The organism is Sphingomonas psychrolutea, assembly GCF_014636175.1.
Taxonomy (GTDB): Bacteria; Pseudomonadota; Alphaproteobacteria; order Sphingomonadales; family Sphingomonadaceae; genus Sphingomonas; species Sphingomonas psychrolutea.
In genome coordinates this window covers 144,508-165,363 of record NZ_BMDW01000004.1, presented here as the reverse complement: position 1 = coordinate 165,363, position 20,856 = coordinate 144,508, and the positions used below count along the sequence as shown (strand labels likewise).

Below are 20,856 nucleotides of genomic sequence, written 5' to 3'. Positions count from 1 at the left end.
GCGGCGTTCGTTAGCGTGCCGCCGCGTGGCCCGCAAGCGGCTTTACGCAGCGGCGCGGTCGCTCCAGTCGCGCTGTGCGAGGCTGCGCGCTTCGGCGACGGGGAGCGGGCGGCCGAAATAATAACCCTGCACCTTGGTGCAGCCGAGATCCTGCACCATGCGGTGCTCGTCCTCGGTCTCGACGCCCTCGGCGGTGGTGGCCATGCCGAGGCTCTGCGCGAGCGCGACGACGGCGCGGATGATCGCGATCGCCTCGGGGACTTTCTTCGACGCGCCGATGACGAAGCTGCGGTCGATCTTGATCGTCGAGAATTTGGTGCGGCTGAGATAGCCGAGCGAGGAATAACCGGTGCCGAAATCGTCGAGGCTGAGGCGGACGCCGAGGCCGAGAATGCGCTCGAGCACCTTCACCGCGCCGGTATCGTCGCGCATGAACACGCTCTCGGTCACTTCGAGCTCGAGCCGGCTGGCGGGCAGGCCGCTGTTCGCCAACGCCGAGGCAACGATCGCGACGAAGCCGGGATTGTGCAATTGTTCGGGCGAGACGTTGACCGCGATGCGCGTTTCGCCGGGCCAGGTTGCGGCCTCGGCACAAGCCGAGCGCAGCACCCATTCGCCGATCGGCGCGATCAGCCGCGCATCCTCGGCCAGCGGGATGAACTTGGCAGGGGAGATCGAGCCGAGTTCGGGATGCGTCCAGCGTACCAGCGCCTCGAACCCCTTCAGGCTGCCGGTGCCGGCATCGACGACGGGCTGATAATGCACGTCGAGTTCGTCATTGCTGAGTGCCTTGCGCAGGGCTTGTTCGAGGATGCGGCGTTCCTCGGCGGCGACGTGCAATTGCGGTTCGTAACAATGATACATGCCGCCGCTCTGATCCTTCGAGCGATACAGTGCGAGATCGGCCGAGCGGATGAGCATTTCCGCGGTCGCACCGTCGCGCGGGCCGAATGCCACGCCGACGCTGGCACCGGTATAAAGCGTGTGCTGATCGAGATCATAGGGCTTGGCGAGGGCATCGACGATTGTCTGGGCGAGGCGTTCGACGCGCGCGCCGTCGCCCGCATCGCGCACGACGACCGCGAATTCGTCGCCGCCAAGCCGCCCGATCAGCTCGTTCTCGCTCATCAGCGCAGTGAGCCGTTCGGAGACGCGGCCGAGCAAGCGGTCGCCGATCGGATGGCCGAGCGAATCGTTGACCGCCTTGAAGCGATCGAGGTCGATCATCATGAAGGCGCAGCGGCTGCCCCATTTGGTGGCATCGGCCATTGCGCGCCCCAGCGTTTCGTTGATGTGCAAACGGTTGGGCAGGCCAGTTAGCGTATCGAAACGCGCCATGCGGTTGATCTTGTCGGCCGATTCGCGCTGTTCGGTCACGTCCGATCCGACACCGCGAAAGCCGATGAACGCACCGCGTTCGTCGACGCGCGGGTTGGCAGCGATTTCGAACCAGCGTTCGGTGTCACCGACCCGCACCGGCAGCAACACGCCGCTGAACGCCACGCGTCCTTTGAGGTGCTCGCCAAGCGTGCGCAGGCCCGCCGAGAAATTGCCGGCCTCCCAGGTCGGGCCGGCCAGCACTTCGAGCAGCGCCTTGCCGTTGATGCTGACAGGATCGAGCCCGACCGAATGCGCAAAGCGCGGCGAGGCGCGCACGATGCGGCGTGCGGCATCGGTTTCCCACAGCCAGTCGGCACTATGATCCTGCGCCTCGCGCAGCAGCAAGCTGATCGTTTCGTCGCGTTCGGCGAGCGAGATTTCGCCGGCGCGGATCACCACCAGCGCGCGCGCGCGGGTGAAGCAGCCGATCATCAGCAGCGCGGTAAACAGCAGGATCGAAGCCGCCAGCACCGGCCCGCCGACGAGGAAGAGCATCGCCGCGATCGCCGTGCCGAGGATGCCCAAAAAGCTGAGCGTCGCCAGCGGAAGCGCTGCCATCGCAACGGCCGAGGCGGTCATCAGCACCGACAGCACGATCCACAGGCCGAGCGCGGTGGTGCTATCGGCGGTCGCGCCGAAGGCGAGCGGCGGCACCGACCAGACGGCCGCGAGCGCGATCCCCTCCAGCACCGTGTCGCGCACATCACCCAGTGTGGCGCTGCTGGCGGCGCGGTGGCGCGCGGCAAGACGACGGAAAGTCACTGCCACCGCCACCGCCGCGACGACCGCGCCCCAACTCGCCATCGCCCACAACGGCGCGGCGTGTTCAAGCAGGAGCGTCACCAGCGCCGCGCCGATGAGATTGGCGGCAAGCAGGAAAAAGGCGAGCTGGCTGCCGGCATGCAATTGCGCGGCGCGGATCGGCGCCCAATCGGTCGTGTCGGCAGGATCGTACAGGCCGAGCAAGGCTCTGGCGTCGATTCGCGGCATGGCGAATTGCGAGGTCGGTTCGGTGCGCACGATGCCGGGCTTAGCGTAGAAGCGTTAGCGGATCGTTATAGCGGGCAGCGATGCCTGAAATTCGAATGCGCGCCGACACCATCGATCATGTCGATCAAGCGAACGTGATCGGCAGCCTTAGAAAAGTCCTTCCGGACGGCGATTCGGGTGGCAGCGCGCCGGCGCGGATGTTGACTTGCAGCGACGGCAGAATCAGCGTTGGCGCGGCCAGCGTCTTGTCGCGCGCTTCCCGCATTGCGACGAACGCATCCTCGTCGGTGTTCCCAGAAAGATGGATGTTGCCTGCCGCTTCCGCAGCTACGGTCGTCTCCCACTGGTACTCCGCGCGGCCAGCGGGGAGATAATCATGGCCCACGAAGATCCGCGTCTCAGGCGGCAACGCCAGAATTCGCTGGATCGAGCGATAGAGCGTTCGCGCATCGCCGCCGGGGAAATCGGCCCGCGCGGTGCCATAATCCGGCATGAACAGCGTATCGCCGACAAAGGCGGCATCGCCGATCAGATAGGTGTTGCAGGCCGGTGTGTGGCCGGGCGTGTGCAAGGCTCGAATTGTCAACGTGCCCAGCGTCAGGCAGTCGCCCTCGCGCAGCAGGATATCAAACTGGCTGCCGTCGGTTGCCACGTCGTCGGCGTCGAACATCGGCGCAAACACCTTTTGGACATCGGTAATGTGCGCGCCGATGACCAGCGCGGCAGCCGTTTTGCGCCGCAGATAGTCGCCTGCCGACAGATGGTCGGCATGGGCATGCGTTTCCAGAATATAAGCGAGCGTCAGCCCCTGGCGGGCAATCACGTCCAGCAGCGCATCGGCCGAGGTGGTCGCCAATGTCCCGCCTTTCGGCTCGAAATCGAGCACGGGATCGATAATCGCGGCCGTTCCGGTCGGGGTGTCGACGACGAGGTGGGTTGCGGTGAAGGTCGCCGGATCGAAAAAGGTCTGGACGCTGGGGTTCATCAGGAAGCTCCTATCTCCAGTAATATAAGAACTTGCTAAATTAGATTCAATGCATATATTTGCAATATGGTCGATCTCGCCGCCTTTGACGTGTCCCGTTTTGAAGAGAGCGCTGCGGCGGCGGCCCGCCTGCTGCGCGCGCTCGCCAATGAGCGACGCTTGATGATTCTGTGCCAATTGTCGGCGGGTGAACGGTCGGTGGGCGCATTGCTCCCGCTCATCGGCCTGTCGCAATCGGCGTTGTCGCAACATCTGGCGGTATTGCGCAGCGACGGGCTGGTGGCGACCCGGCGCGACGGTCTCGCAATTTACTATCGGATTGCCGATCCTGCCGCGGCCCAAGTGATGGCGACGCTCGCCGCGATTTTCTGTCCCGATGATGTGGAGACATCCAATGTCCAAGACCCTGATCGCGCTGACACCTGATGCCGTCGAGGAGCGGGTTCGGCAGGGCCACGCGCTGCTGATCGACATTCGCGAGGAGGACGAATTTGCGCGCCGGCATATTCCCGGAGCCGTGTCGCGTCCGCTGTCACGGTTCGAAGCGGTGGCGTTGCCGGAGATGGCGGGGACCGATGTCATCTTCACCTGCCGATCGGGCATGCGCACGGCCGCCAATGCGGATCGGCTGGCTGGCCGCATCGGCGGCAAAGCCTATGTCCTAGACGGGGGTCTTGATGGCTGGGCGCGCGCCGGATTGCCGGTCGCGGCCAATCGCAAGGCCCCGCTGGAAATGATGCGGCAAGTGCAAATTTTCGCGGGCTCGCTCGTGCTGACCGGGGTGCTTCTGGGGTGGCTGGTATCGCCCTATCTCTTCGGTTTGTCGGCCTTTGTCGGCGCTGGCCTGACCTTTGCCGGGATCAGCGGATTTTGCGGCATGGCCCGATTGCTCGGCTATCTGCCGTGGAACCGCTCGGTCGCGGCCTAGATCGTGGACGTTGCAAGCATATCCTATCCCGCCGCGATTGTCGGCGGCGCGGTCATCGGCCTGCTGCTGTCGGTATTCGGCGGGGGTGGATCGGTGCTGGCGACGCCGTTGCTGCTCTACATCGTCGGCGTGCGGGATCCGCATGTGGCGATCGGCACGTCGGCAGCAGCGGTTGCGGCCAATGCTGCGCTCGGCCTGTTGGTGCAGGCGCGCGCAGGTCGGGTGAAATGGCCCTGCGCTTTTGTGTTTGGCACCGCCGGCGTGACCGGATCGCTAATCGGCGCGCATGTCGCCAAGCAGATCGACGGTAGCCAGCTGTTGATCTGGTTCGCGCTGGCGATGGCGCTGGTCGGTGGATCGATGCTGCTGCCGCGTAAGGCAGATGGCGATGCGAGCGTCCGCTTGACCACGGCGTTGACCTTCAAGCTGGCGCCAGCGGGAGCGGTGACGGGGCTTGCCGCCGGATTCTTCGGGATCGGTGGTGGCTTCCTGATCGTGCCGGGGCTGATGGCGGCAACGGGCATGACGCTGGCAAACGCCGCGGCGTCGTCGCTGGTGTCGGTCGTGTTGTTCGGCGCTGCGACCAGCGCGAGCTATGCGATGTCCGGTTTGGTCGACTGGTCGCTCTTTGCCGCGTTGCTTGGCGGCGGGGCAATCGGATCGGTGATCGCCATTCCGGTCGCGCGGCTGCTCGCAGACCGCGCGGCGGCAGCGCGAACCGCTTTCGCCATCTTGGTGCTGGCAACCGCCGCCTATGTCACGTGGCGCGCGCTGACATAGGCGGGCAGCGCGACAGGGCGCCGAGGCGGCTTACGCCGCCAGATCGTACGGCTTGATATCTCCGTTCAAATACAGGTTCCGCGCCTTGGCGCGGCTTAGTTTGCCCGAGCTGGTGCGTGGCAGCGTGCGCGGGGGGATCAGTTCGATCACGCAATTCATGCCGGTGACCGAGCGAACGCGTTCGCGGATTTCATCGCGGAGGCGGACGCGTTCGGATTCGTCGGAGGTGCGGCACTGGACGAGCACGGCGGGGGTTTCCTCGCCGCCCGGCGTGGTGATCGCGAAGGCGGCGATGTCGCCGGCCTTGAAGCCGGGGAGCTGCTCGACCGCCCATTCGATGTCTTGCGGCCAATGGTTGCGACCGTTAACGATGATCATGTCCTTGGCGCGGCCGACGATGTAAATGTAGCCGTCGCTGAGATAGCCCATGTCGCCGGTATCGAGCCAGCCATCGACAAGGCACGCATCGGTCGATTCCGGATCGCGGAAATAGCCGACCATCACCGATGGACCCGAGCACCAGATCTTGCCGATCGCGCGCTCGGGCAGGGGGGTGCCGTCTTCTTCGCGGATCTGGACCTTCATGTCCTTCACCGGCTTGCCGCAATTGACGATCGCGCGGTAGCGTTGCGGGCGGTCTTCTCCCGCCGCGACACCGGAGAGTTGCGTTTCCTCGACCAATTCTACGCGGATGCCCTCGGTCGGCGGCATGATCGACACGGCGAGCGTCGCCTCGGCGAGGCCGTAGCTCGGCAGGAAGGCGCTGGCTTTGAAGCCGGCTTCCTCGAACGCATCGACGAAGCATTGCATCACGTCGGGGCGGATCATGTCGGCGCCATTCCCGGCAAGCCGCCAGCGCGACAGGTCGAAACGTTCGGACGCCTTGGTCTGGCTCGACATGCGGCGCGCGCAAATGTCGTAGCCGAAGGTCGGCGAATAGCTGATCGAGGTGCCGGGGTTGCGGCTGATCATGTCGAGCCACGCAAGCGGACGGCGGGCGAAATCCTCGGTCTTGAGGTAATCGGTCGACACCTGATTGGCGACCGGCGAGAGGAAGCAGCCGACCAGCCCCATATCGTGATACCAAGGGAGCCACGAGACGCAGCGGTCGCTGTCGATCAACTGCATACCGTGCGAATGCGCGGCGAGATTGTTGAGAAGCGCGCGGTGCGTGATGACGACCCCGTGCGGGAAGCGCGTCGATCCGCTGGAATATTGCAGATAGGCGATGTCGCTGCCTTTTGCCTGCGGCAGATCGACCGGCGGGGCGGGGCGAGTGACGAGTTCGGACCAGTCGACCCCGGTGACGCCCGCCGCGCGGGCGGCATCGCCGCCCATCTCTGCGAGTTCGGGCGGATAGATCAGCAGCGTGGGATCGCAGCTCGAGAGCTGCACGCGGAGCTGTTCGATATACGAATCGCGCCCGCCGAAGCTGGTTGGGAGCGGCAGCGGGACGGGCCAGGCACCGGCGTAGACGGTGCCGAAGAACAGAGCGGCGAAATCGGGGCTGGTTTCCGCGACGATCGCGATGCGATCCTCGGGCTTGATCCCGGCGGCGATCAGCCGTCGCGCCATCGCCAGCGCGTCGTCGCGCAAGGCGGCAAACGGATAAGCCCGCGACAGCGTGCCGCGCGCATCATGGAAGTTCAGCCCGCGCGCTCCGCTTGCCGCATAATCGAGCGCTGCCCCCAGCGTGTCGAAATCAGCGAAACGTCGTGCCAGCGTATCGGCGGTCGGGGTACCGACCACGTTCGGCGCGGCTGGCCCCGGTGTCGCCACCGAGGTCTTCCGCGTATCCGCTACATCCATCATCATCAGTGTTTGCGCCCTTGATCGCGACCGTTCGCCGACGGCCGCGCCTAATTTTTCGACATACACCCCTGCTTATGCCCCCAACCTGAGCTGGGCGTTCAAAATCGAGTTCGACTGTGGCACAATGATGGCGTCATGTTCCATCCAGCAAAGAACCGTTCGAAATCAAGAGAGATACGTGCCGTGCCGCCGTTGGATGCGGCAGCGCTTGATCGGCTTGCGCTGCGCTATGTCGAGCGGTTCTCGACAACGCGGAGTCGCTTGGCGCAGTATCTGGTGCGCAAGATACGCGAACGCGGCTGGGACGGGGACCCGGCGGACCCGGCGGCGCTGGCCGAGAAGCTGGCCGACCTCGGCTATATCGACGACCGCGCCTTCGGCGAGGCGCGCGCGGCGGCGATGGGACGGCGCGGGCTGGGCAAACGCCGCGTCACCGGCGCGTTGCATCAGGCGGGGCTGGTCGAGGAGGATCGCGAAGCAATCGTCCCGGCGGTCGAGGATCGCGCGTTGGAGACGGCCATGGCGTTTGCGCGGCGGCGGCGGATCGGTCCGTTCGCTTCCATCCGCGCCGAGCGCCCCGAGCGCGAGAAGCACATTGCCGCGATGATTCGCGGCGGTCATGATTTTACGCTGGCCCGGCGGATCGCGTCGCTCGGGCCGGGTGAAGCGCTGGAATCGAGCGACTGATACGTCCTCGTTTCGTGCGAATTGTGTGCCTATCGGCTGGGCCTGTATCGCTTTTTGCGTCCGTACATTGTCCATGCTAGCATCTTTGGCGGGGGATAATTCGTGATGCGGAACGAAGTCATTCCGGCGCTTGACGGCATCGACCGCGAGGGCGCAGCGGGTTGTGACGCGGCGGCGGCGGATTCGTCGGCGCGCGTTTACACCGGTATGCTCAAATGGTTCGATATGACCCGTGGTTTCGGCTTCGTCGTGGCCGATGATGCGACCGTCGGCGACATCCTGATCCATTTCTCCGTCTTGCGCCCGCATGGGCGACGCAGCTTGCCCGAGGGCGCGCGGATCGAATGTCTGGCGGCGGTGCGCGAGCGCGGACTGCAAGCCAGCGAAATCCTGTCGATCGACCTGAGCGACGCGGTCGAACCGCCGATCCGGTCGCGCAGCGATGGTGTGCGCGGCGATTCGGCAGCGTTGATCGAACAGGCGGGGCCGTTCGAGCCGGTGACGGTCAAATGGTTCAATCGGCTGAAAGGCTATGGTTTTCTGCTGCGGTCGAGCGATTCGAGCGATGTCTTTGTCCATATCGAGACGCTGCGCCGCGCCGGGATCGAAGACATCGAACCGGGACAAGCGTTTCAGGCGCGCATCGTCGAGCGCGACAAGGGGCCGTTGGCCGTGATCGTCGAAGACGAAGAAGGCTAAAGGCAGATGATGGCAGTTCGATATGCGGCTTTGCTGGCACTCGCCGCGCTCGCCACTACGGCGGGGTGTCGGGGTGGGACTGACACGGCAGCCGTCGCCGAAGCGCCGAGCGGCACGATCGCGCTGACCATCACCGGCAGTAAGGGCAAACACGCCTTCGCGGTTGAACTCGCGAAAACCGCCGATGAGCAGGAGCGCGGACTGATGTTCCGCACCGATATTCCGCAAGATGGCGGTATGCTGTTCGCGCCCTATCCGCCCGACGGCGGACCGCCGCGCGCGGCCAATTTCTGGATGAAGAACACGCCGAGCCCGCTCGACATCCTGTTCATCCGCCCCGACGGTACGATCGCGCGGATCGCGGAAAACACGGTGCCGCAGTCCGAAACGCCGATCCCCTCGGGCGAGCCGGTGAGCGCGGTGCTGGAGCTGCGCGGCGGGCGCGTGCTCGATCTCGGCATCGCCGAGGGCGACCGGGTAAGCTGGGCAGGGCGGCCGGGTTAGGCTCCTCGACTCGGGAATCGCGGTTGAAGGCGGCGCGGCGGCGCGCTAAGCGCGGTGCCATGGGCATCAACCTCAATCCCTTCACCTGGTGGAATGGCGCAACCATCGGCACGGCGTTCGGCCTGCGCGGCAAGGCGCGGGTCGGCGAAGACGCGCTGGGCAACGTCTATTATCAGGGCGGCAGCGACACGGCGGGCAACCCGCGCCGCTGGGTCATCTATAATGGCCCGAACGATTCGAGCCGGGTCGCGCCCGAATGGTTTAGCTGGCTGCACCATCAAGTCGATGACGTGCCCGACCGCGCGCTGCCTGCGGCGCGCGTGTGGCAATTGCCGGCCGAGCCCAACCTAACGGGCACGGTCGCGGCCTATCGCCCGCGCGGCGCGCTCGAAAAGGGTGGCGTCCGCGCCGCCGCCACTGGCGATTATGAAGCGTGGGTCCCCGACGCGTGATCCGGACAGGCTGGCGCACCGCAATGCTGGCCGCCACGTTGCTCGCCGCTGGTTGCGGGGCGACCAAGCCCGTTGCACCCGATGCGAAACCGACGCCGGTCACCGCGCTCGACGCCGACACTAGTGCGAGCAATATCGTGACGGTCGATCTTGGCGGCGGGGTCGATCCGAGCTACGGCGCAACGCCAATGGCGGAACGCGTCGCGACGCTCGGGTTGCTCAACAAGCGCAATGGCGCGGCGCGCGACGTCGTGTTGAAGCCGGGCAAGGCGATGCGGATCGGCGACGTCGTGGTGCGGCTGCGCGCGTGCGAACGGACCGCGCCGTGGGAGCAGGAGCAATATACCGGCGCTTTCGTACAGGTCGATGTGCAGGGCAGTGACGCGAGCTGGCGCCGGGCATTTTCGGGGTGGCTGTTCAAGGAACGCCCCGCGCTCAATGTCGTCCAGCATCCGATCTACGACGTGTGGATCAAAAGTTGCGCGATGACCTTCCCGCTCGGCGGACCCGATTCGGTCGCGGGTGGCGGTGCCCCCGGTTCCAACGACACGCCACGGTCGAGCGCGAAGAAATCGCCAGCCGCCGTGGGTGACGCCCCCGAGCCGACCACGCCCGAAATTGCTGCGGACAATGCGACGAGATAATCGGCGCGGCTGATCTCGATCGCGCCCAAAGAGGCGAGGTGCTCGGTTAGAAATTGGCAGTCGAGCAAGGTGAAGCCGCCAATACGAAGCCGGGCGACGAGCCATGCCATCGCGACCTTCGACGCATCACGCGCGCGGCTGACCATGCTTTCGCCAAAAAAGGCGCGGCCGAGCGCAATGCCGTAAAGCCCGCCCGCCAGCAGGTCGCCTTCCCACACCTCGATCGAATGCGCGAAGCCCATGGCGTGGAGCTGGTTGGTAACGCGTTCGATCGGCGCATTGATCCAGGTATCGGGACGGTTGGCGAACGATTGCGCGCAAAGTTCAAGGATTTGTGGAAAGGCGTGGTTGGCGGTGACGCGGAAACGGTCGCTGACGAGCGTCTTTCGTAGCGAGTGCGACAGATGGAAGCCGTCGAGCGGCAGGATCGCGCGCTCGGTCGGCTCGACCCAATAGACGTCCGCGGCATCGCGCCCGTCCGCCATCGGGAAGACGCCGACCGAATAGGCCCCCAGCACCAATTGCGGGTCGAGCGGGGGGATCGGGTCTGGGTCGTCTTCGGGCGGCGGCGTCACCCCTGCGGTCATTGGGCGATGCGACGCTCGATCGCTTGCCACAGCTGTGCGAACGCTTGCGCGCCGGCCGATCGCGCGGCGAAGCTGCCGACCGGGGCGCGGCGCGCGGTCACCTGTTCGATCAGGCTTGCCATCGGGATGACGGGCCAATCGGGGTGCCGCGCCAGCGCATCGGCATGCAATTTGCGCCGACGATCGACCATCGAGTGGACTGGCATAACCTGTGCCTTCGAGCCGAGATGCTTGAGCACTTCGGCGAGTGCGCGTTCCGAGAGCGGGGAGGGGATGACGGGGACGACGATCAGATCGGCGGCGCGCATCACCTGGTCGCTTGTTTCGGTCAGGCCCGGCGGGCAATCGAGCAGGATGCGATCATAATCCTTGCGCAAGCCGGTCAGCAGTTTTTGCAGCCGCTTTTTCTTATCGAGTTCGTGGAACAACAGGTCGAGCCCGCGCAGCGACGCATCCGCGGGCAGCAGATCGAGCCTTGGCGTCGCTGTCTTTTCGATCAGTTTGTCGGGTTCGACATCCTTGGCGAAGACCGACTGCGCCTGGTCCTTTGCTCTGGCTTCGGGTTTGGCCGCGAGCAGGAAGCTCGACGCGGCTTGCGGATCGAGATCCCACAAAAGGGTGCGCCGCGACGATGCCGTCGCGGCGACCCAGGCGAGATTAACCGCGAGCGTCGTCTTTCCAACGCCGCCCTTCAGACTGTAGATCGCGATCGTCGACACAAACGAACCCTTCTTTTACGAACGGCCAATGTGGCGGATGCCGATGCGCGGTGCAATCGGCGGAATTATCCGACCTTGCAGAGCTGTGCTGGCTTGCCCGGCTCGGTCAGCGTGACCGCCTTGGGATTGCCGGTCAGCTCATAGCCATCAGCCTTGAGCGGATCGCCGGCCTTTTCGGCGGTCAGCTTGACCGGGGTGCCGTCCTTGCTGATCTTGACCAGAACCTGCTTGTCGCCCTCGAAGAAGGTAACGAAGGCGAGGCTGTTATCCTTGCACCGCATGCTGACATCGGCCGTGATCGACGGCGGGAGTTCGACCGGCGCCTTGTTGGCAAGGACCGATGCCATCGGATCCGGCGCGACGTTCGTCACTTCAGTCGGCTTATTGTCACAGGCCGAGAGCGCGAGCAGCGCGACGGCGACGGCGGGGAGGATGCGGATGGTCATCCGATTTTCTTCGCTCACGCGGCATCGGGCGTCAAGACTGTAGCTTACCCTAGGGGCCCGGTTTTTTGCGTTGCAACAATTTTGTAACGTAACGGTCATCTTTGTTCACGGACTTGAAACGGTCCGGCAGGCGTGAAAGGCTGTGCCTCAAGATTTAGGGAGTGCGGGAATGGTGGCGAAAATTACCAGCTACGCGGCGTTCTGGCCTTATTATTTGCGCGAACATGCCAAGCGGGAAACACGTGCGGTCCATTATGCCGGGACCGCGCTGACCTTCGTGTTGCTGGCGGTGGCGATCGTGGCCGGAGGATATTGGTGGGCGGCGCTGCCGATCGCCGGATATGGTTTTGCCTGGGCCGCACATTTCGGGGTTGAGAAGAACCGTCCGGCGACCTTCACCTATCCTTTATGGTCGCTGGCGAGCGATTACCGGATGTTCTTTTTGTGGGCGAGCGGACGGCTGGGGCCGCATTTGCGCGCGGCGGGGATTGCCTAAAGCGCCTGCACGACGTCGGTGTGGGTGAAATCATCGCCTTTGAACAGCAACGGCTGGCTGGTCGCTTTGGCGAGCGCGTAGGAGAAACAGTCGCCCAAGTTCAATTGCGCTGGGTCGCCCGATCCGTGCCCATAGCGGCGATAAGCCGCGTGGCCGATCTGTCCTTGCGCGATATCCACAGGTTCGATGCCAATCTCAAATTCGCGCATGAGATCGTAAAGCGCTTCTGTTCGGTCGTCCTCGCGCCGGGTCAAGACGGCGGCGAATTCGATCCACGAGCCAGCAGAAATGCGGCAGTCAGTCGAGTCGAGTGTGGATCGGCGTGCAAAAAGGACCCCCTTAGCGGGGTGATCGGCGTCCAACAGGGACCCCTCATTTCGATGGTTTAGACAGCAGCCTGGGTATTCTCAGGCTGCGAGATCGGGATGTTGGTGGTGGAGACTGTGGTTCGGGTTCGGCGCGAGTACGCCGGCGGCAAGCCGATCAAAGCGATCGCACGGGATCTTCGATTGTCGCGCAAGGTGGTGCGTAAGGCGATCCGGGCACCGGAAGGTTCGTTCGATTATCATCGGTCGGTGCAGCCGCTGCCGCGGATCGGACCATTCCAGGCGCGGCTCGATACGCTGCTGACCGAGAACGAGGTGCGGTCGCGGCGCGACCGGCTGCGGATGACGCGCATCCATGATCTGTTGCTGCGCGACGGCTTTGAGGGATCGTACGATGCGGTCCGGCGCTACGCCACGCGCTGGGCTGCGGCGCGGCGCAAAGACCCTGGAGACGGCGTGGCGGCGTTCATCCCGCTGCTGTTCAAGCCTGGCGAGGCATACCAGTTCGACTGGAGCCATGAGGATGTAGAGATCGCGGGCAAGCCGATGCGCGTGAAGGTCGCCCATGTGCGGTTGTGCGCATCGCGGGCGGTCTACGTCCGGGCCTATCCGCGCGAGACGCAGGAGATGCTGTTCGACGCGCATGCGCGCGGCTTCGCCTTCTTTGGAGGTGTGCCGCTGCGCGGCATCTACGACAACATGAAGACCGCGGTGACGACGGTGTTTGTGGGCAAGGAGCGCGTGTTCAACCGTCGCTTCCTGGTGATGGCCGACCATTACATGGTCGAGCCGACCGCGTGCTCGCCAGCCGCCGGTTGGGAGAAGGGGCAGGTCGAGCACCAGGTGCAGACGCTCCGAGGTCGCCTCTTCAAGCCACGGCTGCGGTTCGCCAGCCTGGAGGAACTGAACGGCTGGCTGGAAGCCGAGTGCTGGCGCTGGGCGGAGATGCATGCGCACCCCGAGCACAAGGAGATGACGGTCGCGCAGGCCTTGGAGTTGGAACGGCCCGCGCTCCAGCCGATGCTCGCACCGTTCGACGGCTTCCACGAGACCCAGCATGCGGTGACCGGGACCTGCCTAATCAGCTTCGACCGCAACCGCTACTCGGTCGCTGCCAAGGCGGTGCGTCGTGCGGTCCAGGTCCGGGCCTATGCCGACCGGATCGTCGTGCGGATGGGTGACGAGGTGATCGCCGATCACCCCCGGTTCTTCGGTCGCGACCGGACGATCTACGACCCTTGGCATTATCTGCCGGTACTGGTGAACAAGCCTGGTGCGCTGCGGAACGGGGCACCGTTCCAAGGCTGGGATCTACCGCCCGCGCTCGCTCGGCTGCGCCGCAAGCTTGGCAGCAACGACGATGCCGATCGGCGGTTCGTCCGCGTACTTGCGGCCGTCCTCAGCGATGGACTGGATGCCGTTGAAGGTGCCGTTCGCGAAGCGCTCGACGCCGGCGCGGTCAGCGACGAGGTAATCCTCAACATCCTGTCACGGCGGCGAGAGCCGCCCCGGCCCGCATCCATCGTCACGCCTGAGGATCTGGCGCTGCTGCACCCGCCGATCGCCAACTGTGCTCGATACGACAGCCTGCGAGGTCTTCATGCAGCGGCATGAAATGATCGACGCGATGCGCGGGCTCGGCCTCAAAGGCATGGCGGGCGCGTTCGACGAGGCGGTCACCACCGGGGTCCAGCGCAAGCGCACCGCGATGGAGATCCTGAGCGATCTGTTGCGCGCCGAAGGCGCGCATCGCCACGCCGCTTCGATCCGCTACCGCATGACGGCTGCCAGACTGCCGGTCCTAAAGGACCTCGACGCGTTCGTGTTCGAGAACACCCCGATCAACGAAGGGCTGGTGCGCTCGCTTCACGCAGGCTCGTTCCTTCCAGGGCGCCGCAACGTCGTGCTGGTCGGGGGCACCGGCACCGGCAAAACCCACCTCGCCAGTGCGATCGCCGCCAGCGTCATCCGCGCCGGTGCCCGCGGTCGCTACTTCAACACCGTCGATCTGGTGACGCAGCTCGAGGAGGAGACGCGGATCGGCAAGGCTGGCGCGCTCGCGGCCCAGCTGCGTCGCCACGAGCTCGTGGTGCTCGACGAGCTTGGCTATCTGCCGTTCGCCCGCTCGGGCGGCCAGCTGCTGTTCCACCTGATCAGCAAGCTCTACGAGCACACCTCGGTGATCATCACCACCAACCTGACGTTCGGCGAATGGCCCAGCGTGTTCGGCGATCCCAAGATGACGACCGCGCTGCTCGACCGCATTACCCACCACTGCGACATCGTCGAAACCGGCAACGACAGCTGGCGCTTCAAGAACCGCAGCTGATCCCAGCACGGTCGGCAGAAAGAGCCGTTCGCGCTGCTCGCGCCTCCGGTCGGGCTACGCCCTCCCTAAGCCGCAAGCAGCGCGAATGTGCGCCCAGCATCGACGCCCGCAGCGCCATAAGGGGGTCCCTTTTGGACGCCGATCGGGGGTCCCGGTTCGACGCCTATTTACAGAGTCGAGTATCGCACCAACGAACGCCGGTCGCTCCGGCTCGTCGAGCAGGATCGCCATGATCGCCGACGGGTCGATGATCAAGCGAACGACCCATCCTCGTTGTAAATGCTATCCATGATTTCCTTGGACGTCTTGCCGACCCAGTCCGGCGGCAAGTTGCGCCCAAAGTCGCCGATGATGTCATCGATCCGACGAATTTTTTCCGCGCGCGCCGCGAGATGGTGCTGAAAGTCTCGCTGGAGCGCTCCCTTCACGACCCCCGTTACAGATTGGCCGGTGGCCTTCGCCAGATCCCGTGCCAACTGGACCGTTTCCGCGTCCTTGATGTTGAGTTGCACGCCCATTCTACCTCCGGGAGCACCGACTATACCATCGCTCGCGCTTGCTCGCAACAAAGCGAGTATGGCTTGCGGCGGGTGGCGCACCACGCCATCTGTCGCAAATGGCAACGCTTCCAAACACACTCGCCCTGATCGGCAACACACCGCTGGTTTTCCTCAAAGGTCCGAGCGACGCCGCCGGTGCCGAGATTTACGGCAAATGCGAATTCGCCAATCCCGGCGCCTCGATCAAGGATCGCGCCGCGCTCGGGATCGTCGAGGATGCCGAGGCGCGCGGGCAGATCGCGGCGGGCGGCACCTTTGTCGAGGGGACAGCGGGCAATACCGGGATCGGGCTCGCACTCGTCGCCAATGCCAAGGGCTATAAGACGATCATCGTGATGCCCGAGACGCAAAGCCGCGAGAAGATGGATACGCTGCGCGCCTTGGGGGCCGAACTCGTGCTGGTGCCCGCCGCGCCTTATTCAAACCCGGCCCATTTCGTCCACACCTCGCGCAGGATCGCCGAGGAAACGCCCAATGCAGTTTGGGCCAATCAGTTCGACAATATCGCCAATCGCAAGGCGCATATCACGGGAACGGCCGAGGAAATCTGGGCGCAGATGGATGGGCGGATCGATGGCTTCACGTGCGCGGCGGGCACTGGCGGGACGATCGCCGGGGTCGGCATGGGGCTGAAGGCCAAGGACGAGACGGTCTGCATCGCGCTCAGCGATCCATATGGCGCGGCGTTGTACAATTATTATGCGCATGGCGAGTTGAAAGCGGAAGGATCGTCGGTTGCCGAAGGGATCGGGCAGGGGCGGATCACCGCCAATCTGGAAGGCGCGCCGATTGATACGCAGTTCCGCATTTCTGATGCCGACGGGATGGGATGGGTGACGCGGCTGCTGGCGGAGGAAGGGCTGTGCCTGGGGCTTTCGTCGGGGATCAACGTGGCGGGCGCAGTGTTGCTCGCGCGGCATTTGGGGCCGGGCAGCCGGGTCGCAACGATCCTGTGCGACACCGGGTTTCGCTATCTCTCGACGCTCTACAATCGAGGATGGCTCGAGGCAAAAGGGCTGGCGGTGCCGCCGTGGCTGGCCTCGGCCTAAAGGCTGGCATCGACAATCGCATCTTAATGCGTTACATTTATGCCACAGCCTATGAAAATTATCGCACAGCACCCGCAAAGGGAAGCAGGCCAGACAACCCAGCGCGTTAAGGTCGGCATGATCGGCCTCGCTGCGGTCGTGCTCCTTATCGGTCTCGCGGCCGCCATTTTCGCGACGATGAACCACGACCGCGGTGTCGCCGCGATCGGGAGTGCCCGTCCCGAGGTCGTGTCGGCGATCGTTTCGGGCAATAGCGCCGATCCAGTCACCGCGACCAAGGAACCGCTCGCTGAGTTGGGCGTCGCGCCGAGCGCGACGACGACCAGCAATACCGCCCAACCGCAGCCAAACGCCACCACCACGCGGCAATGACCTCGAATCGGATTGGTTCGACGGGGATTTTGCGGGAAAATGCCCCGCATCGGACAGGTGCGGTCGGGTCGACGCGGGCTGGCGCTACGATCTCTTCGAACACACCGGGAACAAGTTGATATGTCGCGACAAAAATCGCGGGAGAATTTAAGGAATTAAACCTAGCTCCCCGTCATTCCCCGGCTTTCCCCTTGTATCCCCGGTAAATCACGTGTTAACTCTGCTTCTAACAGGGGCAGACTCATCTCGCCTGCGCGACAGTGCGCTGAGGTTCGCAACGGATGCGATTCTCGGGACGGGAGAGGTTTGCCCGGCAGTGCGGGGTGGGCGTGGACGAACGCAGCGAATATCAGGGAGACGGTCTTGGCCTTGTCGATGACAAAGGCCGGGTCGCAATTCCTGCCTCGCTGCGACAGGCGCTGGCGGCCAACTCCCCGCGCCCCGATGGCAAGGATGGTGGCACGATCATCGTCGGTGTCCATCCCAAGCAGACCTGCCTGCGCGCGTACGACCCCGCCTTCGTCAAGATCCTGAAAGCCAAGGTCGAGGCGCGCGAGGCGCTGCATACTGGCGAGGATGGCGAACCCAATTACAATTTCAAGCGGCGCGGCGCGAGCGGCGAGCAGGCGCCGTTCGACGGATCGGGCCGTTTCATCATGCCGCCTTTTCCGCGCGATTATGCCGGGATTGGCGAGCATGCGTTTTTTTGGGGCACGTTCGACTGGATCGAGATCTGGGACCCGGCGACGCTGATCGCGGCGACCGATGTCGATCCGGTGATGCAGGCCGCCTGCCGCTTCCATTGCAAGCAGAAGGGGATCGCGCTGTGATTCCCGCAAATCCTGTAAGCGACGCGCCGCATGTGCCGGTCTTGCTGGCCGAAGTGCTCGACGCGCTCGCCATCGCCCCCGGCGAGGTCCATGTCGACGCGACTTTCGGCGCGGGCGGCTATACGCAAGCGATGCTGGCGCGGGGCGCGCGCGTGTTCGCGTTCGATCGCGATCCCGATGCGATTGCAGCGGGTGCAGCGATGGTCGCCGGGGTGGACGGCGCGTTGACGTTGGTGCCCGCGACCTTTTCAGCGATGGACGCCGAACTTGCCGCGCGCGACGCCATGCCGGTGCAGGGCGTGACGATGGATATCGGCGTGTCGTCGATGCAGCTCGACCAGGCCGAGCGCGGCTTTTCGTTCCAGTCCGACGGTCCGCTCGACATGCGGATGAGCCAGGAAGGCCTGAGCGCCGCCGAGTTCGTCAACGAGGCCGACGAAGCGCAGATCGCCCATGTCATCAAGGAATATGGCGAAGAGCCGCGCGCACGCCGCGTGGCACAGGCGATCGTCTACAACCGCCCGATCACGCGCACCGGCGAACTCGCACGGATCGTACGCAAAGCGCTCGGCTATAAGCCACATGACAAGAAGGACCCGGCGACGCGGACCTTTCAGGCGATCCGCATCCATATCAACCGCGAGCTGGGCGAGCTGGCCGACGGCCTTGCTGCGGCGGAGCGCGTGCTCGCGCCGGGCGGTCGGCTGGCGGTGGTGACGTTTCACAGCCTCGAGGACCGGATGGTCAAGCGGTTCCTGCGCGAACGCAGCGGCGCGCTGCCGTCGGGATCGCGGCATTTGCCCGAAGTGGCGGCGGAGCACGCACCGAGCTTCGAGCTGGTCGGGCGCGGGGTACGCGCCGACGACGACGAGATCGCGCGCAACCCGCGCGCCCGATCCGCCACGCTGCGGACGGCAACGCGGACCGGTGCCGCCGCGTGGCCGGAAAAATCTGTGACAGAGGGAGCGATGTGATGCTGGGTCTGGCGTGGAAGAGTCTCGGATGGTTCTTGGCCGGCGTTGCCGTCGCGCTCGGCTTCTTGCTGGTGCCGCTGCAGGTGGCAGCCGAGCGCAAGAAGCTCGATCGTACCGCGAGCGAGATCCTGCGCGCCAAGCGCGATATTCGCGCGCTCGAAACCGAATTCGATACCCGCGCGAGCCTGGCGCAGCTCGACAAATGGAATGCTGAATCGCTCGGCATGGTGGCACCCGCCGCCGACCAGTTCGTTGCGGATGAGGCGGCCTTGGCCTCGATCGAGCCGACGGCAACCGGCGTTGGTCCGCAAATGGCGTCGTTCGTGCCGGCCGCGCCGGTTTATGCCGGAACCAGCCAAGCGCCGGTTGCGGAGTCAGCGGCCCCCGCTGCACCTGCACCTGCACCGCGCAGCGCCATGGCGGTGGCTGCCGAGCCTCAAGCACAGCCGGCGTCGCGGCCCCGTGTCGAGGCGCGCCCCCGCGCAGCGCTGGCGTCGCTCGACCGTGCGTTGCTCGATGACAGCGTGATCGGCGATTTGCGCAGCGGTGCCCGCGCGGAAATTGGGCATCAACGATGAATATGCTCGTCGCCCGCCCGATTTCGGCGCGCCGCTCGACCGATCAGCGCCACGCGCTGGTCGCGGTCGCGCATGTGCGGCTGATGATGCTGATGCTGCTGATCATCGCGGGTTTCCTGCTGGTCATCGGGCGGATCGCGTTGCTCGGTTTGCTCGGCACACCGGCGGGTGCGGCGACGCTGACGATCAATCCGGTGGTGCGTGGCGATATTCTCGACCGCAATGGCCAGCCGCTGGCGCGGACGATCGAAGCGTGGACGATCGGTGTTAGGCCGCCTGAATTGCTCGGCGACCGGCAGGCATTGGCCGGGCAATTGGCGGCGCTGATGCCGGCGCACGATTCAGCCTGGTATCTCGACCGCCTGAACATGAAGGGCAAGTTCACCTATCTGGAGAAGCACGCCTCGCCCGCGTTGGTGAATCAGGTCCATGCGCTGGGCGAGCCGGGGATTGTCTTCGCGCGCGAGCCCGAGCGGCTGTATCCGCAATCGACGCTGGCGGCACACGCGCTCGGCTATATCGGGCCGACGGCGACTGATCCCAGGATCCTCGGCCGGGCCGGAATCGAACGCGCGTTCGAGGCGCGGCTGACCGATCCGCGGCTGCGTGGCCAGCCAATTTCGCTGTCGATCGATTCGCGCGTGCAGGCGGCGATGGAGAGCGAGCTCGGCCGGGCAATGGTGTCGTTCAAAGCGAAGGACGCAACCGGCGTGGTGCTCGACGTGCGCACCGGCGAAGTGATCGCGATGGTGTCGCTGCCCGTCTACAATCCCAACAAATTGAGCGGCACCAGCATCGATGCGCTGCGCAACAATGTGACGCAATCGGTGTATGAGCTGGGCTCGACTTTCAAGCCGATCACGATGGCGGCAGCGATCGAGAGCGGCACGGTGACATCGATGGCGCGGCGGTTCGATGCCACCGTGCCGATCAAGGTCGGGCGCTTCACGATCCATGACGATCGCGGCGACGAGCAGAAGCGTTGGTTGAACATCCCCGAGACGCTGATTTATTCGTCCAACATCGCGACCGCGCGGATTGCGGAAGAGATGGGCAAGGACAAACTGACCGCGATGTTCACCGCAATGGGGTTTGGCGAACGCCCGTCGATCGAACTGCGCGAGCGGGCCGGGCCGATCTGGCCGACCTATTGGGGCAATACGACGCTGATGACGACGGCGTTCGGGCACGGCATTGCGGTGACCCCGCTGCATCTCGCCAACGCCTATGCGACCTTGGTCAATGGCGGCATCTGGCGGCCCACGACGATGTTGAAGGTCGCACCCGGCGCAGCACCGGCCGGGCGGCGGGTCCTCTCCGAAGCAACCAGCGCGCGGATGCGGCAATTGCTGCGGATGGTTGTCCTGCTCGGCACTGGCAAGAAAGGCGAGGCACCGGGCTACCGCGTTGGGGGCAAGACCGGCACCGCCGAAGTGGCGGGGGCGGGCGGCTATTCGAAAAAGGCCAACGTATCGACCTTCGCCGCTGCCTTCCCGATGGATTCGCCGCGCTATGTGGTGGTCGCCATGCTCAACTCACCGGTCGGCAATGCCGAATCGTTCGGGCTCACCACGGCGGCGTGGACCGCGGCACCTGTCGTCAGCCGGGTGATCGCGCGGACCGGATCGCTGCTCGGCGTGACGCCCGACATGAAGCGCGATATCGACGTGTCCGATTTGACGCCGCTGGTGTGGCACGGCGCGGGCGACCGCAAGAACGCGGAATGAGG

Annotated in this window: 24 protein-coding genes and 1 pseudogene; 17 read left to right on the top strand and 8 right to left on the bottom strand. The window is 65.0% G+C overall.

Annotated elements, in window-relative coordinates; translation table 11 throughout:
- Window positions 1–42: 42 nt before the first annotated feature.
- Together IEV62_RS05035 and IEV62_RS05030 are read right to left on the bottom strand one after the other, a co-directional pair.
- On the bottom strand, window positions 43–2,370 hold the full coding sequence (locus IEV62_RS05035; RefSeq protein ID WP_188445815.1) for a putative bifunctional diguanylate cyclase/phosphodiesterase: 2,328 nt from the start codon (window positions 2,368–2,370) through the stop codon (window positions 43–45).
- 124 nt (window positions 2,371–2,494) lie between these two features.
- Window positions 2,495–3,355, bottom strand: a complete 861-nt coding sequence (locus IEV62_RS05030; protein WP_188445766.1) for an MBL fold metallo-hydrolase — start codon at window positions 3,353–3,355, stop codon at window positions 2,495–2,497.
- A 66-nt stretch (window positions 3,356–3,421) separates the two neighbouring features.
- On the opposite strand from IEV62_RS05030, the gene IEV62_RS05025 reads away from it, so the two are divergent.
- Genes IEV62_RS05025 through IEV62_RS05015 form a run of 3 tightly spaced genes read left to right on the top strand, consistent with a single transcriptional unit; the run spans window position 3,422 to window position 5,063 of the window.
- Window positions 3,422–3,781, top strand: a complete 360-nt coding sequence (locus IEV62_RS05025) for an ArsR/SmtB family transcription factor (protein ID WP_188445765.1) — start codon at window positions 3,422–3,424, stop codon at window positions 3,779–3,781.
- A complete protein-coding gene (locus IEV62_RS05020) occupies window positions 3,750–4,283 on the top strand; it encodes a rhodanese family protein (RefSeq protein WP_188445764.1) in 534 nt (177 codons plus the stop codon). Before IEV62_RS05025 ends, IEV62_RS05020 begins: the two co-directional genes overlap by 32 nt.
- Window positions 4,284–4,286: 3 nt before the next feature.
- Window positions 4,287–5,063, top strand: a complete 777-nt coding sequence (locus IEV62_RS05015; protein ID WP_229732823.1) for a sulfite exporter TauE/SafE family protein — start codon at window positions 4,287–4,289, stop codon at window positions 5,061–5,063.
- Window positions 5,064–5,093: 30 nt separating this feature from the next.
- Here IEV62_RS05015 and IEV62_RS05010 read toward each other — a convergent pair whose 3' ends face one another.
- Complete coding sequence (locus IEV62_RS05010) at window positions 5,094–6,878, bottom strand: fatty acyl-AMP ligase (protein ID WP_188445763.1); 1,785 nt, start codon at window positions 6,876–6,878, stop codon at window positions 5,094–5,096.
- A gap of 180 nt (window positions 6,879–7,058) precedes the next feature.
- Between IEV62_RS05010 and IEV62_RS05005 the strand changes: the two genes are divergently transcribed.
- The 5 genes and pseudogenes from IEV62_RS05005 to IEV62_RS18385 form a co-directional block, all read left to right on the top strand.
- Window positions 7,059–7,562 carry a regulatory protein RecX gene (locus IEV62_RS05005; protein WP_373868546.1) on the top strand — a complete coding sequence of 168 codons (504 nt, stop codon included), beginning with the start codon at window positions 7,059–7,061 and terminating at the stop codon, window positions 7,560–7,562.
- Between the two features lie 105 nt (window positions 7,563–7,667).
- On the top strand, window positions 7,668–8,261 hold the full coding sequence (locus IEV62_RS05000; protein WP_373868549.1) for a cold-shock protein: 594 nt from the start codon (window positions 7,668–7,670) through the stop codon (window positions 8,259–8,261).
- A gap of 9 nt (window positions 8,262–8,270) precedes the next feature.
- Window positions 8,271–8,765, top strand: coding sequence for a DUF192 domain-containing protein (locus IEV62_RS04995; RefSeq protein ID WP_188445812.1), 495 nt, complete (start codon window positions 8,271–8,273; stop codon window positions 8,763–8,765).
- Between the two features lie 59 nt (window positions 8,766–8,824).
- A complete protein-coding gene (locus IEV62_RS04990) occupies window positions 8,825–9,217 on the top strand; it encodes an NADH:ubiquinone oxidoreductase subunit NDUFA12 (RefSeq protein ID WP_188445761.1) in 393 nt (130 codons plus the stop codon).
- A gap of 23 nt (window positions 9,218–9,240) precedes the next feature.
- Window positions 9,241–9,639, top strand: a pseudogene (locus IEV62_RS18385) (DUF2155 domain-containing protein); the annotation flags it as partial.
- 35 nt (window positions 9,640–9,674) lie between these two features.
- Here IEV62_RS18385 and aat read toward each other — a convergent pair.
- The 3 genes from aat to IEV62_RS04970 form a co-directional block, all read right to left on the bottom strand.
- On the bottom strand, window positions 9,675–10,436 hold the full coding sequence (gene aat / locus IEV62_RS18195) for a leucyl/phenylalanyl-tRNA--protein transferase (RefSeq protein ID WP_308510563.1): 762 nt from the start codon (window positions 10,434–10,436) through the stop codon (window positions 9,675–9,677).
- Window positions 10,437–10,444: 8 nt separating this feature from the next.
- Window positions 10,445–11,167, bottom strand: coding sequence for a ParA family protein (locus IEV62_RS04975; protein WP_188445759.1), 723 nt, complete (start codon window positions 11,165–11,167; stop codon window positions 10,445–10,447).
- A 65-nt stretch (window positions 11,168–11,232) separates the two neighbouring features.
- Window positions 11,233–11,613 carry a hypothetical protein gene (locus IEV62_RS04970; RefSeq protein WP_188445758.1) on the bottom strand — a complete coding sequence of 127 codons (381 nt, stop codon included), beginning with the start codon at window positions 11,611–11,613 and terminating at the stop codon, window positions 11,233–11,235.
- A gap of 169 nt (window positions 11,614–11,782) precedes the next feature.
- Between IEV62_RS04970 and IEV62_RS04965 the strand changes: the two genes are divergently transcribed.
- Complete coding sequence (locus tag IEV62_RS04965; protein ID WP_188445757.1) at window positions 11,783–12,109, top strand: Mpo1-like protein; 327 nt, start codon at window positions 11,783–11,785, stop codon at window positions 12,107–12,109.
- Here the strand turns inward: IEV62_RS04965 and IEV62_RS04960 are convergent.
- Window positions 12,106–12,471, bottom strand: a complete 366-nt coding sequence (locus tag IEV62_RS04960) for a type II toxin-antitoxin system VapC family toxin (RefSeq protein ID WP_188445756.1) — start codon at window positions 12,469–12,471, stop codon at window positions 12,106–12,108. The genes IEV62_RS04965 and IEV62_RS04960 overlap by 4 nt on opposite strands.
- A gap of 63 nt (window positions 12,472–12,534) precedes the next feature.
- Here IEV62_RS04960 and istA point away from each other — a divergent pair, with 63 nt between their 5' ends.
- Window positions 12,535–14,049, top strand: coding sequence for an IS21 family transposase (gene istA, locus IEV62_RS04955; protein WP_188445755.1), 1,515 nt, complete (start codon window positions 12,535–12,537; stop codon window positions 14,047–14,049).
- Window positions 14,036–14,764 carry an IS21-like element helper ATPase IstB gene (istB, locus tag IEV62_RS04950; protein WP_188445754.1) on the top strand — a complete coding sequence of 243 codons (729 nt, stop codon included), beginning with the start codon at window positions 14,036–14,038 and terminating at the stop codon, window positions 14,762–14,764. The genes istA and istB overlap by 14 nt, the downstream gene beginning before the upstream one ends.
- A gap of 251 nt (window positions 14,765–15,015) precedes the next feature.
- On the opposite strand, the gene IEV62_RS04945 is transcribed toward istB, so the two are convergent.
- Window positions 15,016–15,282: a type II toxin-antitoxin system VapB family antitoxin gene (locus IEV62_RS04945; RefSeq protein ID WP_188445753.1), complete on the bottom strand. Its 267-nt coding sequence runs from the start codon at window positions 15,280–15,282 to the stop codon at window positions 15,016–15,018.
- 98 nt (window positions 15,283–15,380) lie between these two features.
- Between IEV62_RS04945 and IEV62_RS04940 the strand changes: the two genes are divergently transcribed.
- From IEV62_RS04940 to IEV62_RS04915, 6 genes are all read left to right on the top strand, one after another.
- Window positions 15,381–16,373 carry a cysteine synthase A gene (locus IEV62_RS04940; RefSeq protein ID WP_188445752.1) on the top strand — a complete coding sequence of 331 codons (993 nt, stop codon included), beginning with the start codon at window positions 15,381–15,383 and terminating at the stop codon, window positions 16,371–16,373.
- A 117-nt stretch (window positions 16,374–16,490) separates the two neighbouring features.
- On the top strand, window positions 16,491–16,745 hold the full coding sequence (locus tag IEV62_RS04935; protein ID WP_229732822.1) for a hypothetical protein: 255 nt from the start codon (window positions 16,491–16,493) through the stop codon (window positions 16,743–16,745).
- A 329-nt stretch (window positions 16,746–17,074) separates the two neighbouring features.
- Window positions 17,075–17,575: a division/cell wall cluster transcriptional repressor MraZ gene (locus tag IEV62_RS04930; RefSeq protein WP_188445750.1), complete on the top strand. Its 501-nt coding sequence runs from the start codon at window positions 17,075–17,077 to the stop codon at window positions 17,573–17,575.
- Window positions 17,575–18,549 carry a 16S rRNA (cytosine(1402)-N(4))-methyltransferase RsmH gene (gene rsmH / locus IEV62_RS04925; protein WP_373868547.1) on the top strand — a complete coding sequence of 325 codons (975 nt, stop codon included), beginning with the start codon at window positions 17,575–17,577 and terminating at the stop codon, window positions 18,547–18,549. The genes IEV62_RS04930 and rsmH overlap by 1 nt, the downstream gene beginning before the upstream one ends.
- Window positions 18,549–19,127: a hypothetical protein gene (locus tag IEV62_RS04920; protein WP_188445748.1), complete on the top strand. Its 579-nt coding sequence runs from the start codon at window positions 18,549–18,551 to the stop codon at window positions 19,125–19,127. Before rsmH ends, IEV62_RS04920 begins: the two co-directional genes overlap by 1 nt.
- The gene (locus tag IEV62_RS04915) at window positions 19,124–20,854 is read left to right on the top strand and encodes a peptidoglycan D,D-transpeptidase FtsI family protein (RefSeq protein WP_188445747.1); all 1,731 of its coding nucleotides are present in this window, start codon (window positions 19,124–19,126) and stop codon (window positions 20,852–20,854) included. The genes IEV62_RS04920 and IEV62_RS04915 overlap by 4 nt, the downstream gene beginning before the upstream one ends.
- Window positions 20,855–20,856 lie beyond the last annotated feature (2 nt).